General features: G+C 67.4%; 11 protein-coding genes, 1 tRNA gene and 1 pseudogene. 8 read left to right on the plus strand and 5 right to left on the minus strand.

Translation table 11 applies throughout. From position 1 onward, the window contains the following. The first annotated feature begins 302 nt into the window (after positions 1-302). Both A5655_RS22030 and A5655_RS28035 read left to right on the plus strand, forming a co-directional pair. Positions 303-4,451 carry a bifunctional nitrate reductase/sulfite reductase flavoprotein subunit alpha gene (locus A5655_RS22030; RefSeq protein WP_067013729.1) on the plus strand — a complete coding sequence of 1,383 codons (4,149 nt, stop codon included), beginning with the start codon at positions 303-305 and terminating at the stop codon, positions 4,449-4,451. Positions 4,452-4,587: 136 nt separating this feature from the next. Then, entirely contained in the window at positions 4,588-4,857 is a 270-nt protein-coding gene (locus A5655_RS28035; protein ID WP_067013731.1) for a hypothetical protein, read from the plus strand. A 9-nt stretch (positions 4,858-4,866) separates the two neighbouring features. Here A5655_RS28035 and A5655_RS28385 read toward each other — a convergent pair whose 3' ends face one another. After that, a complete protein-coding gene (locus tag A5655_RS28385; protein WP_197508766.1) occupies positions 4,867-5,817 on the minus strand; it encodes a DUF417 family protein in 951 nt (316 codons plus the stop codon). 59 nt (positions 5,818-5,876) lie between these two features. Continuing rightward, complete coding sequence (locus tag A5655_RS22045; RefSeq protein WP_197508767.1) at positions 5,877-6,443, minus strand: redoxin domain-containing protein; 567 nt, start codon at positions 6,441-6,443, stop codon at positions 5,877-5,879. A gap of 68 nt (positions 6,444-6,511) precedes the next feature. Between A5655_RS22045 and A5655_RS22050 the strand changes: the two genes are divergently transcribed. Beyond that, complete coding sequence (locus A5655_RS22050; protein ID WP_082978809.1) at positions 6,512-7,180, plus strand: TetR/AcrR family transcriptional regulator; 669 nt, start codon at positions 6,512-6,514, stop codon at positions 7,178-7,180. Here A5655_RS22050 and A5655_RS22055 read toward each other — a convergent pair. Further along, positions 7,138-7,692 (minus strand): carboxymuconolactone decarboxylase family protein, encoded by a 555-nt coding sequence (locus A5655_RS22055; RefSeq protein WP_067013737.1) that lies wholly within the window; start codon positions 7,690-7,692, stop codon positions 7,138-7,140. The two genes, A5655_RS22050 and A5655_RS22055, sit on opposite strands and share 43 nt — an antisense overlap. Positions 7,693-7,787: 95 nt before the next feature. Here A5655_RS22055 and A5655_RS22060 point away from each other — a divergent pair, with 95 nt between their 5' ends. The 5 genes from A5655_RS22060 (at position 7,788) to A5655_RS22080 (ending at position 12,803) form a co-directional block, all read left to right on the plus strand. Continuing rightward, the gene (locus tag A5655_RS22060; protein WP_067013739.1) at positions 7,788-8,750 is read left to right on the plus strand and encodes a DMT family transporter; all 963 of its coding nucleotides are present in this window, start codon (positions 7,788-7,790) and stop codon (positions 8,748-8,750) included. A gap of 52 nt (positions 8,751-8,802) precedes the next feature. Next, the gene (locus A5655_RS22065) at positions 8,803-10,449 is read left to right on the plus strand and encodes an NAD-dependent malic enzyme (RefSeq protein ID WP_067013741.1); all 1,647 of its coding nucleotides are present in this window, start codon (positions 8,803-8,805) and stop codon (positions 10,447-10,449) included. Between the two features lie 268 nt (positions 10,450-10,717). Continuing rightward, the gene (gene cysK, locus A5655_RS22070) at positions 10,718-11,650 is read left to right on the plus strand and encodes a cysteine synthase A (RefSeq protein WP_067013743.1); all 933 of its coding nucleotides are present in this window, start codon (positions 10,718-10,720) and stop codon (positions 11,648-11,650) included. A gap of 2 nt (positions 11,651-11,652) precedes the next feature. After that, complete coding sequence (cysE, locus tag A5655_RS22075; protein WP_067013744.1) at positions 11,653-12,336, plus strand: serine O-acetyltransferase; 684 nt, start codon at positions 11,653-11,655, stop codon at positions 12,334-12,336. A 191-nt stretch (positions 12,337-12,527) separates the two neighbouring features. Continuing rightward, positions 12,528-12,803, plus strand: coding sequence for an ANTAR domain-containing protein (locus tag A5655_RS22080; protein ID WP_067013747.1), 276 nt, complete (start codon positions 12,528-12,530; stop codon positions 12,801-12,803). Here the strand turns inward: A5655_RS22080 and A5655_RS27445 are convergent. Together A5655_RS27445 and A5655_RS22085 are read right to left on the minus strand one after the other, a co-directional pair. Next, positions 12,803-13,010 (minus strand): annotated as a pseudogene (locus A5655_RS27445) (muconolactone Delta-isomerase family protein); the annotation flags it as partial. The gene A5655_RS22080 and the pseudogene A5655_RS27445 sit on opposite strands and share 1 nt — an antisense overlap. 73 nt (positions 13,011-13,083) lie before the next feature. After that, positions 13,084-13,156, minus strand: a tRNA-Asn gene (locus A5655_RS22085). Between the last annotated feature and the right edge of the window lie 27 nt (positions 13,157-13,183).

Genomic DNA, 13,183 nt, shown 5'->3' on the forward strand with positions numbered 1-13,183 from the left:
CTGTGAATGTCCCATTTGTTTCGTCGGAAGCCCCATTCTGAGAGCCAAATCACCGCGGCCCGAGGGTACTCTGGCCGGCGTCGCGGATCGGTGCTGACCTGCGATTACACGGTATTCCGGCGACCTCACACGCCAGTCCGGATCCGGTGAAAGCAAGCCGTAAAACGGCGGAAACATCGGACGCCCGGTGCCGAAACATCGTTGCCGCACTATTTGGCGCGTCAAGCCCTTGCGCGCTCGAGGGGAGGAAAGTAGGCGTGGCCAAAGAGCCCCATGGCGTTCGCGCGGACGCCGTGCAGAGCATGTGCGCCTACTGCGGTGTCGGTTGCGGAATGGTGTTCCAGGTCACAGCGGACCCGGCGAGCGGCCGCCGTCACGTTACGAAAACTGTTGGAAACAAAAGCCACCCGGCCAACTTCGGCCGGCTGTGCACCAAGGGCGCGACCACCGCCGACCTGCTGGCCGCGCCGGGCCGGCTGGAATCGGCACAGGTGCGGCCCGACCGCGGCGAGCCCCTCGAGCCGATCGACATCGACGACGCGATAACTCGGTGCGCGAAGCAGCTGCGAGCGATCATCGACCAGGACGGCCCCGACGCCTTCGCCATGTACGTGTCCGGCCAGATGTCCCTCGAGGCGCAGTATTTGGCGAACAAGCTGACCAAGGGCTTCATCGGAACCAACCAGATCGAATCGAACTCGCGACTGTGCATGGCCAGCGCGGGCTCGGGATACAAGCTGTCCCTGGGCGCCGACGGACCGCCCGGCTCGTACCAGGACTTCGACGCGGCCGACGTGTTCCTCGTCATCGGCTCCAACATGGCCGACTGCCACCCGATCCTGTTCCTGCGCATGATGGATCGCGTCAAGGCCGGCGCCAAGCTGATCGTGGTGGACCCGCGCCGCACCGCGACCGCCGAGAAGGCCGACCTGTTCCTGCAACTCGCGCCCGGGACCGATCTCGCGCTGCTCAACGGGCTGCTGCACCTGATCGTCCAAAACGGGCACACCGATCCCGAATTCATCGCCGAATTCACCGAAGGCTGGGAAGTGATGCCGAGCTTCCTCGGCCAGTACACCGCCGACAGGGTCGGCGAAATCACCGGAATCCCAACCGAAGACATCCGCACCGCGGCCCGCTGGATCGGCGAGGCCGAAAATTTCATGAGCTGCTGGACGATGGGACTCAACCAGAGCACGCACGGCACCTGGAACACCAACGCGATTTGCAACCTGCACCTGGCGACCGGCACCATCTGCAAACCCGGCAGCGGCCCCTTCTCGCTCACCGGGCAGCCCAACGCCATGGGCGGGCGCGAAATGGGCTACATGGGGCCGGGTCTACCCGGTCAGCGCTCGGTGGCGTCGGCCGCCGACCGCGAATTCGTCGAGGACCAATGGGGCATTGCCCGCGGCACGCTGCGCACCGAGGTCGGCACCGGCACCGTCGACATGTTCTCCCGCATGGCCGACGGGCAGATCAAGGCCTGCTGGATCGTGTGCACCAATCCCGTTGCCTCCGTGGCGAACCGGAGAACGGTGCTGGCCGGCCTCGAAAGCGCGGAACTGGTGATCGCCCAGGACGCGTTCTTGGAGACCGAGACCAACGAGTACGCCGACGTGTTGTTTCCGGCCGCCTTGTGGTCGGAGTCCGAAGGCGTGATGGTCAATTCCGAGCGGAACCTGACCCTGTTCCAGCCGGCCGTCGAGGCGCCGGGACAAGCGCTGCCGGACTGGCAGATCATCGCCCGAATCGCCTGCGCGATGGGGTTTTCGGAGGCGTTTAGCTACGGCTCCGCGGAGGAAGTGTTCGAGGAGATCAAACGATTCTGGAACCCGGCGACGGGCTACGACCTGCGCGGCGCCAGTTACCCTCGGCTGCACGAGTCACCGCTGCAGTGGCCGTGCCCGCCCGACGACGCCGGCGACCGCCACCCCATCCGCTACCTGAACGACGGCGTCAGCCAGGACCGGCTGGTCCGCGAGGACGGCAGCGTACCCCGGCTGGCCTTCCCCACCGCGACCGGTCGCGCGGTGTTCTTCGCCCGCCCACACCTGTTGCCCGACGAAATGCCCGACGACGACTTCCCATTCCTGCTCAACACCGGGCGCCTGCCACACCAATGGCACACGATGACCAAGACCGGGAAGGTCGCCAAACTCAACAAGCTCAACCCCGGTCCCTTCGTCGAAATTCATCCCGACGACGCGGCCCGGCTGCAGATCTGTGCGGACGACCCGGTCGAAATCGCCTCCCGCCGCGGCCGCGCCGTGCTGCCCGCCGTGATCACCGACCGGGTCCGCCCCGGCGACTGCTTTGCGCCCTTCCACTGGAACGACGTCTTCGGCGAGTACCTTTCGATCAACGCCGTCACCAACGACGCCGTCGACCCGGTCTCCCATCAACCGGAGTTCAAGGCCTGCGCGGTGACCCTGACGAAGGTCGCCGTCGCACAACCCGATTCGAGTGGCGCACCGCCGGCGGCCGACGAGCCGTCCGACGCGATCAGCCTGTCCCGCGTCGACGCCTTCGCCGAACTCGTCGGCGTGGCGAACGAACCGGTGCCACAGTTCGGCCCGCTGGGCCGCTCCTACCTGGCGGGCCTCGTCACCGGGCTGCGCTCGGAAGCCGGCCGTCGCGCGGCCGGGGTGCCCACCCTGCCCCAGAACGCCCCTTTCGATTCCAGCACCCGGCTGTGGCTCGACGGCCTGCTCGCGGGCATGTTCGCCCGCACCGAGGCGCCGATCCCGGCCGTCGCGCCACCACCGATCGATCCCCCCGACCCAGCGCCCGAGCGGGCGGCCGTCGTGGTGCTGTGGGCCTCGCAGACCGGAAACGCCGAGGAACTCGCCGCCGATGTCGCCGCGCGACTGCGCGAGGCCACGCTGCCGGTCGCGCTGCACGCCATGGACGACTTCCCGCTGGCGCAGCTCCCGACCACGCGGGAACTACTGCTGATCACCAGCACCACCGGTGATGGTGACCCACCGGACAACGGCACCGGCCTGTGGCGGGCGCTAACGTCCGACGGCGCACCGCAATTCACCGACACCCGATACGCGGTGCTGGCGCTGGGCGACTCCAACTACGACGACTTCTGCGGTCACGGCCGCAAGCTCGACGAGCGGCTCGCCGAGCGGGGAGCCACCCGCATCGTCGACCGGGTCGACTGCGAGCCCGACTACGAAGACGGCGCCGCCAAGTGGTTGAGCGGGGTCATCGAGGCGCTGGCCCGCACGCCGGCGCCGGTGGGCCGGGATGGCGGCACGCCGGCGGCGCTCACCTCCGCGGTCGCCACGCCGATCCGGCCCGTCAACGTGCCCGAAGCCGTCGGCTACTCCAAGAAGCATCCCCTGATCACCGACATGGCCCGCAACATCAAGCTGGGCCGGCCGGAGTCGGCAAAGGACGTGCGGCAGTTGGTGTTTCGTGTGCCCGAAGACACGATCAGCTACGAGGCCGGTGACGCCCTCGGGGTGTGGCCCCGCAACAGCGACCGGCTCGTCGACGAATGGCTGTCGGTCACCGGGCTGGACGGGCAGACCCCGGTCGAGGTCGGCGAGCACGGTTTGATGTCGTTGCGCTCCGCGCTCACCGAGCGAATCGAGATCGCTCATATCAGCCGGGATTTGGTGCGGTTCGTGCAGGAGCGCACCGGCAACCGGAAGCTGGCCGAACTGCTGAGGCCGGAAAACAAGGCCGAGCTGAGCAATTGGGCATGGGGACGCCAGTTGGTGGACCTGCTGGCGCAGCTGCCGGTCTACGCATCGGCTCACGAGTGGCTGCGGGTCCTCAAACGCCTTCAGCCGCGGCTGTACTCGATCTCCTCGAGCCCCAAAGAGTGCCCGGGGGAAGTTCACCTGACGGTCTCGCCTGTCCGCTACAACTTCCAGGGCGTCCCCCGCCGCGGGGTGTGTTCGACCTACCTCGCCGATCGTTCCCCCGGCGATCGCGTCGCCGTCTATCTGCAGCCGTCGAGCAACTTCCGGCCCCCCGCCGACCCGGACACCCCGATGATCATGATCGGTCCGGGCACCGGGATCGCACCATTCCGCGGCTTCCTGCAGGAACGCCGCGCGCTGGGCCACACCGCGCCGAACTGGCTGTTCTTCGGCGAACAGCACGCCGCCACCGACTACTACTACCGCGACGAGATCGAACAGATGCGGGCCGACGGGGTGCTCACCGAGCTGGACCTGGCGTTCTCGCGCGACCAGCGCGACAAGATCTACGTGCAGCACCTGATGCGCCAGCGCGGGGACCAGCTGTGGCGCTGGCTGCAAGACGGCGCGCAGCTGTACGTCTGCGGCAACGCCGACCCGATGGCCAAGGACGTCGACCGCGCGCTCTGCGAAATCGCCGCCCAACACGGCAACCTCGACCCGGAGGCGGCGCGGGAATACGTGCGAGCGCTGAGCGCCGACAAGCGCTACCACCGCGACGTGTACTAGGCGCTTGACCCGTAATACGACGGAAACGTCGCACACCCGCCGCTGAAACATCGCTGCCGCACCATTCACTCATTAGGTCGCGCACCCGAAGGAGTGACGTAGCGTGGCTCGGGAGTGTGAAGGGCCGGATCGGCTCATGAAGGAAGTCTGCCCGCGGCGGTGCCGGCTGCATCCCGACGGCAGAGCCTCGGCGCCAGGCCAAGTCGATTGGGCGGGGCTACCCGTCAACCTGGACATGGCGTTCTCCCGCCTGCAGCGCGACAAAGTCTATGTGCAGCACGTCAAGCGCAAACAGGGCAGCCAGCTATCGCGGTGGGCGCACGACGGCGCGCAGCCCTGCGTCTGTGAGACCGCCGAAGACGGGGTCCGGGCCCCCGACGCGGCCGAGGCCATCCCAGGTCGGTAGCGGCGAACGCTAATCGATACGTGTCCAGCCGCGCCGGGCATCGCTCGCGGCCAAGGCGTCCCCCAGGGTCCACACCGCCGCTCCCAGCAGGGCAAGGTCTTTGATGAGGAAGGCGCCCGTGTCGGTCAGGACGGGAATCGCGTCCGTTTGACCGTCCACCACACCCGGCGTCGTGAACAGGAAGCTCACCGTAAACAGGAACAAACCGATGGCCATTCCGCTGCCGACCGCGGACACCCGCGGCACAAGCGGTTTGAGCGCGATGAGGACGGCCGCGGCGATTTCGATGACCCCGATCATCATCGAGACCATCCGGACGCCGAGCATCTCGTAAATCCATCCCGTCATCGGTTGGTTTGCGACCAGCGGCACGATGCTGTTGGCCTCTGCGGCAGTGAATTTCGCCGCGCCTATCCATAGCAGCGGAGCGATCAGGCCGCAACGGAGGATCACTCCGCCACACCGGGTGAACCGCGCGGCCACCGATCTTCGTCGACCCGACAGTGTCGTCGACATAGCGGAACCCATCAAACGCCTCCCGATTGGCCGGGGCGACTGATCGAGGCTTCGGGCCAGGAGCCGTCGGCCCTCGTCGATGAACCTTCGATGCGCGTAATAGCCGAACAGGTCGGCGACATTGTTGCCGTTGGGCGCGACGACGACTTCGAGGGTGCGGCAGCCGCGCGATCGGGCCCACTCGGCGCTGTCGTCGATGAGAGCGGTCGCGACTCCCGCCTGTCGATGATCCCGCTCGACGAACAGGTCTTCGAGTTCGGCAACAGCGCCTTGCTCGAGCCCGAAACTCAGGGTGGTGATGGCGAAGCCGACGATCGCGTGCTGCCGGCCGGCGATCGCGACTCGCGCGGCGCGCGTGCGGATCAGAACGGCCAAATTGTCGCGAAGCTCCGAAACCGGCGTGTTGAATCCGTCCTCGAGGTAGAACGCGGTAGCCAAGTCCAAGACCCGGGCCAAGTCCGCTCGCCGGGCCGTGCGGATTTCAACGCCGCCCCGCGATTTCGTCAGCGTCCGGACCGATCACGCGCGCCGGCCTGGGCGGTGGATGCGACCGCGGCCAGGATTTCCTCGATCGGCGCGATGTCAGCCGCGGTCCTGCTTTGATGCGCGTACACGACGCGCGCATCGCGGTCGACCACGAAGGTGCCGCGGCCCTGCAGGAAGCCCGAATTAGCCTTGCCCACACGGCTTCCCGACCGCAGGGCGTTGATCAATTTCCTGGGCGAGAAGACGGCGTAGCGGACGGCCGAAAAGCGCTCGACGTCCGCGGCGGCCTCCAGCTCGCGGTTGAAATCGCTGACGCACTGGAAGGGTATGCCCCGCTCGGTACACGCGTGCGAAATCGTGTCGACGTCCTCGCGGTAGACGAGCACGACGTGCGCCCCCGCGGCATCGAATTGGTCCTTTACCGAGGCGAGCTCGCGGGCGGCCTGTTGGCAGAACGGGCACCACAACCGGTGGAAGGCCACCACCAGCGGACCGGTGGACAGCAGGGTCGACCACGCCAGGGGCCCATCGGTGGTGTCCACGGCGATATTGACGGGAAATCTCATCCCCACGGCAAGGCTCACGGCATGTCCCTTCCTGGCGCGACTGTACTTCATAGTACAGTATCTGTACCGTTTGATACAATGGCCGGGTGATTTCGAAACCGACAACCGATCGGGGACGGGCGACGGTAGGCCGCATTTTGGAAGCCGCATGCCTGCTTTTCGACAGGCAGGGCGTGCGCGCGACGACGCTCGACGAGATCGGGGCCGCCGCGGGAGTAGGTCGCGGTCAGCTGTACCACTTCTTCGCCGACAAGGCCGACCTGGTGACCGATGTGGTCGGTTACCAAGTGGACCGGGTGATCTCGGCGATCCAGCCCCCTTTCGACACGATGTCAACCGCCGACGATGTGCGCGCCTGGTGCGAGGACGCCACCCGGCAATCGGCGTCCCCGACCGATCCCGTCCGCTGCCCGATCGGCTCCTTGGTGTATCAGCTCGACGCCGACGCGGTGGCCGCCCGCGCGGCGCTGCGGGCGGGGTTCGCCCGCTGGGAAGAGATCTTTGCCGAGGGATTGCGCCGAGTGGCAGACAACGGCGAACTCCAGGCCGGTACCGACCCTTCGGTGCTCGCCGCCGGTCTGCTTGCCGCTTATCAGGGTGGACTGCTGCTTGCCGACGTCGGCGGTAACGTCGAACCCTTGCGCCGCGCGCTGCAGACGGTGACAGACGCGGCGTTGATTCCGCCTGCAAAAGCTCGGCGGCGCTTGACGACTCATGCCAAGGCGTCACGTGTCGCGAAGGCCACGGGCGGGTAGTCGACCGGCACTTCGCTCAGATGGTGCAGGTAGTTGCTCAGCGTCGTCGATAGTGCGTGACCGACAAGTTCGACGATGTCGGCGTCGTGCCAGCCGGCGGCGCGCACGGCGGCAAGGTCCTCCTCGTCGAGATGTCCGCGGGCGCGGACGAGCTGCTGTACAAAGCGCAGCGCGGCGGCGATCTTGGGATCGGACGCGTGTGCCGTGCGGGCGGCTGAAATGTCCTCGGCAGCAAGCCCGTAAGCGCGCGCCGCGGCGCTATGGGCCGCAAGGCAATAGGCGCAGCGGTTCTCGTGCGACACCGCGATCGCGAGCTGCTCAGCCACCGCCCGCGAAAAGGCTCCTTCGCTGAGCGCGGCGTCGAAAGCCAGCACCGCTTGCGTCATGGGTAGCGACAACGCAAGTACCGCACCGAGATTGGGCACCCTCCCCCAGTTTCGGTTGATCGCCGCCCGCGCCTGCAGCTGATCGGGCCTCGAGGTGGACGACTCGGCGGTGGTGATGCGCGACATCTGCGGCTCCTCGGTTTGAACGTTTTGAGTGTCTGTACTCTGTAGTACATTTACTGTACTTTAAAGTCCAGACCTCAGGCAAGGAGGTACCCGCGTTGCCTACCCCACCGACCTGTGCGGGTCGCGCCACCGTCGGGTGGCGGTTCGCGCACCGCGGCGAGGTCGGCGTCGCCGCTGCCGCGGTTGCGTTTGGAATAGGCAGCGCGCTGACCGTGCTGGCGCTGCGTGGCCTGACCCCCGCCGACATGCTGGTCGTCGAATTGGGCGGAGCAACGCTCGTCTTCATGCCCGTCGCGCTCGTCACGGGCCAACTCCAGACCCGTGGCGCCGTGCGCGCGATGGCCCAAGGCGTCATGTTGCCGGGCCTGACCTGGCTGTTGGAGAACCTGGGCCTGGCGCGCACCACCGCGACGAGCGGATCGCTGCTGCTCGGGACCGAGACCCTCATGACCGTTGCGCTCGCGGTGCTCGTGCTGCGCGAGCGTCTCGGCGTACCCGGCGTCGTCGCACTGGTTTTCGGCCTCGCCGGCACCGGCCTGGTATCGCTGACCGCCGGAGAAACGGACGCCGTCGGGGATCAAACCATCGGGAACCTCCTCGTGATCGCGGCGGTGGCGTGCGGCGCGGTCTACGTCATCTGGTCAAGGCGCACGGCCCGCTCCCCCATGGCGGCACTCGGTCTCACCGCCTGGCAATTCGCCGGATCCACCCTCGCCGTCAGTCCTTTCGTGGCGCTTTCGTGGGCCACCCAGCGCAGCCACTTCACCACTGCGGGACCCGCGCATCTGCTTGCCGCCATCGCGGTGCTCGGCTCTACGATCGCGGCCATGGCCGCGTTCAACCGAAGCATCTCGTCGGTCAGCGCCTCACGAGCCGGGCTGATGTTGAGCCTGCAACCCGTCGCCGGAGCAGTCACCGCCGTGATGGTGCTCGGCGAGCCGCCGCACGCACACACCGCGATCGGGGGGACCCTGATCGTGCTCGGTCTGGTCGTGCTTGCCGGCGCCACTCCCAACGGCGACGACACCAGCACGGGCGCGGCCAGGCAAAGTTCTTAATCCGCAACCTCCTTCAGGATGCGTTCACCGCGATCGGCGCTACGGTGTTGTGATGAGCGATCCCCACACGCCGCGTATCCCACCGGCGCTGGCCGCGCCGAGCCTGAACCGCGGCGTGGGATTCACCCACGAGCAGCGCCGACGCCTGGGACTGACCGGCCGGCTCCCGTCCGCGGTGCTCACCCTCGACGAGCAGGCCGACCGCGTTTGGCATCAACTGCAAAGCCTCGGTACGGATTTGGGCCGCAACCTGCTTCTCGAGCAGCTGCACTACCGGCACGAACTGCTGTACTTCAAGGTGCTGGAAGACCACCTGCCCGAGCTGATGCCCGTGGTGTACACGCCCACCGTCGGTGAAGCCATTCAACGCTTCTCCGATGAATACCGCGGGCAGCGCGGGCTCTTCCTGAGCATCGACGAGCCGCACGAGATCGCCGAGGCCTTCGAGACTTTCGGCTTGGGACCCGACGATGTCGACCTGATCGTGTGCACCGACGCCGAGGCGATCCTTGGCATCGGTGACTGGGGCGTCGGTGGCATCCAGATCGCCGTCGGCAAGCTTGCGCTCTACACCGCGGGCGGCGGGATCGATCCGCGCCGCTGCATCGCGGTGTCGCTCGACGTGGGCACCGACAACGAACAGCTGTTGCAGGACCCGTTCTACCTGGGCAACCGCCACGCCCGGCGCCGCGGCCAGGAGTACGACGCCTTCATCAAGCGCTACATCGAGACCGCGCACGGGCTGTTTCCGCACGCGATCCTGCATTTCGAAGACTTCGGGCCGCTCAACGCCCGGAACATTCTGAAAACCTACGGCGACGAGTACTGCATCTTCAACGACGACATCCAGGGCACCGGCGCGGTGGTGGTCGCCGCCGTGTACGGCGGATGCCACGTCACAGGCATCCCGCTGCGCGAGCAGAAGACGATCGTTTTCGGAGCCGGCACCGCGGGGATCGGTGTGGCGGATCAGATCCGTGACGCGATGGTCGCCGACGGCGCGACGGTCGATCAGGCGGCGTCGCAGATCTGGCCGATCGACAAGCAGGGCCTGCTCTTCGACGACATGGACGACCTTCGCGATTTTCAGGTGCCCTACGCCAAGAACCGTCGGCAACTCGGGGTGGGTGCCGGCGACCGGGTGGGATTGGTCGACGCGATCAAGCTCGCGTCGCCGACCATCCTGCTGGGCTCCTCAACGGTATTCGGGGCGTTCACCCAGAAGGTCGTCGACGCGATGACCGCATCCTGCGAACGCCCGATGATCTTCCCGCTATCCAACCCGACCTCCCGCATGGAGGCCATGCCGGCCGACTTGCTGGAGTGGTCCAGCGGCAAGGCGCTGATCACCACCGGCACCCCGGTCGCCCCCGTCGAATTCGACGGCGTCACCTATACCATCGGCCAGGCCAACAACGTGCTGGTCTTCCCGGGCATCGGGCTGGGCGTCATCGTCTCCCGAGCCCGGACCGTCACCCCCGGCATGCTTCAGGCGGCGGCGAAAGCCATTGTGCACCAGGCCTGCCCGACGAACGTCGGCGATTCCCTGTTGCCCGACGTGCAGAACCTGCGCCAGATCTCGACGGCGGTCGCCGAGGCCGTCTATCACGCCGCCGTGGAGGACGGGGTTGCCACGAAGACGCATGCGGACGTCGCCCAAGCCGTCGCCGACACGATGTGGGCGCCCGTCTACGACTAGGGCCCCGGCGTGCTGCGCCGCCCTCGCTGCCGAATGCGGCAGCAAACGGGCACATTAGGGGGATGTCCTATAGTTGGGGCTATGCAACAGGCCACCCAGCCGCGCCTCGTCCTTACGCGCCGCCCCGCCGTGGATTCTTGTTGTTGTGGTTGTTGTTGAGTCCCTGACGCCTTCCGACGCTCAACGAGACCTCGCGCTTTCCCCGGATGTGGACGATAAGAGCGATCGAATGCGTACCGACCTGAACCGAGACCGCTAAGGAAGCTTCATGAGCATCGCCGATGACGTCACACAGCTGATCGGAAACACGCCGCTGGTGCGGCTGCGCCGGGTCACCGAAGGCGCCGTCGCCGACGTCGTCGCCAAGCTCGAATCCTTCAACCCGGCAAACAGCGTGAAGGACCGGATCGGGGTGGCCATGCTGGACGCGGCCGAAAAGGCCGGCCTGATCAAGCCCGACACGATCATCCTCGAGCCGACGAGCGGAAATACCGGCATCGCGCTGGCAATGGTGTGCGCGGCACGCGGCTACCGATGCGTGCTGACCATGCCGGAGACCATGAGCATCGAGCGGCGGATGCTGCTGCGCGCCTACGGCGCCGAACTGGTCCTCACCCCCGGACCGGACGGCATGCCGGGCGCCATCGCCAAGGCCGAGGAGCTGGCCAAGACCGACCAGCGGTATTTCGTGCCCCAGCAGTTCGAGAACCCGGCGAACCCGGCGATCCACCGGGCGACGACCGCCGAGGAGGTGTGGCGCGACACCGACGGCAAGGTCGACATCTTCGTGTCCGGGATCGGCACCGGCGGCACCATCACCGGCGTCGCCCAGGTCATCAAGGAACGCAAGCCGTCGGCGCAGTTCATCGCGGTGGAGCCGGCCGCGTCGCCCGTGCTGTCCGGCGGGCAGAAGGGACCCCACCCGATCCAGGGCATCGGCGCCGGGTTCATCCCGCCGGTCCTCGACATGGACCTGGTCGACGAGGTCATCACCGTCGGCAACGAGGATTCGCTCAACCTGGCGCGGCGCCTGGCCGCGGAAGAGGGCCTGCTGGTGGGCATCTCCTCGGGCGCGGCCGCGGTGGCCGCCCTGCAGGTGGCGCGCCGGCCGGAGAACGCCGGCAAGCTCGTCGTCGTCATCCTCCCCGACTTCGGCGAGCGGTACCTGAGCACACCGCTGTTCGCCGACGTGGCGGATTGACCATGCTCGCAGCCATGCGGCGAGACATCCGGGCGGCCAGGGAGCGCGATCCGGCCGCCCCGACCACGCTGCAGGTCATCTTCGCCTACCCGGGCGTGCACGCGATCTGGGGCCACCGGATCAGCCACTGGCTGTGGAACCGCGGCGCGCGGCTGGCCGCGCGGACGCTCGGCGAGTTCACCCGCATCTTCACCGGCGTCGACGTCCACCCGGGGGCCGTCCTGGGCCCCGGCCTTTTCATCGACCACGCGACCGGCGTGGTGATCGGGGAGACAGCCGAGGTGGGCGAGGACGTCACCCTGTATCACGGCGTCACCCTCGGGGGCAGCGGCGCGGAAACCGGCAAACGGCACCCGACCGTCGGTGACCGCGTGATCATCGGCGCCGGCGCCAAGGTCCTGGGCGCGATCAAGGTCGGCGACGACAGCCGGATCGGCGCCAACGCCGTGGTGGTCAAGCCGGTGCCTTCTGGCTCCGTGGTCATCGGGGTGCCCGGACAGGTCATCAGCCGCGCCGGCCGGGGTACCCCCGACGACTCGATGATGCCCGACCTGGTGGGTGTCAGCCTGCAGTCCTTGCTCACCAGGGTGGCCAAGCTGGAGGCGTTGAACGACGGCCCGCAGAATGGCCGCGTGATCCGCCCGCCCGAGGCCGGGGTGTGGCACGGCGAGGACTTCTCAATCTGAGTCCGGCGATGCCCGGTGGGCAAGGGTTAAATCCCTTGCGAGCCAATTAGAAATGTCACACGGCTACCGGGCAGCCATGCCATATATTGGATCCATGCCGCGGGGCGACGCGAAACGTGGCGTCGCCCAATCACTTTCAGCTGAGGATTCTATTCAGTTGCGCGGCAATACGATTCATTCAGGGGGCACAGATGACCGAAAGCCTGGCGAGCCAGCGACACCTCGATGAAAGCCGACTGCAGGCCAGTCGAGCTCTCGACACGGCGGTGGGGATTCTCGTCGGGTGGCGCAGGTGCGGCACTCACGCCGCATTTCGGGAGCTGCTCCGCGCCAGCGAACGACACCAGGTACCGCTGTTCAGGCTGGCCTCCGCGCTGGTGGCCCTGGCCAGCGGAGAAGCCGAAGCCGAGACCGGCGCCGCCCGGCTGGCCGCGGAACAGGAATGGGGCCTGAACTACCTGCTGTGACCCGCGGGGTCGTTGGGGTGCGGGGTCAGCGGGTCACCTCATCGGTGCGCCAGATGCGCAGCGGCATCGAGGCGAGCACCCGCTCGAGCTCCCCCGCGTCGGCCGCGGCGAACAGGCCCAGAGTGCGCCATTCGCCCGGACGTCGTCGACCGTGTCCGGCGGCGTTCCATCCGGGACGTGCGTGGTCATCGTGACCAGGAATTCCATGAGCCCTCCTGCGAGGAACTGAAAGTTCCATGGCCGTGGCGGCCAGAGCGTAGACGACTGGGGCTCAACCTCGCTCCCCCGGGTGGACTCGAACCACCAACCCTTCGGTTAACAGCCGAATGCTCTGCCAATTGAGCTACAGGGGACTAAACCGATCGCCGGACGACTCTAGC

The sequence above is a fragment of the Mycobacterium sp. 1081908.1 genome (assembly GCF_001673535.1).
Lineage (GTDB): Bacteria > Actinomycetota > Actinomycetes > Mycobacteriales > Mycobacteriaceae > Mycobacterium.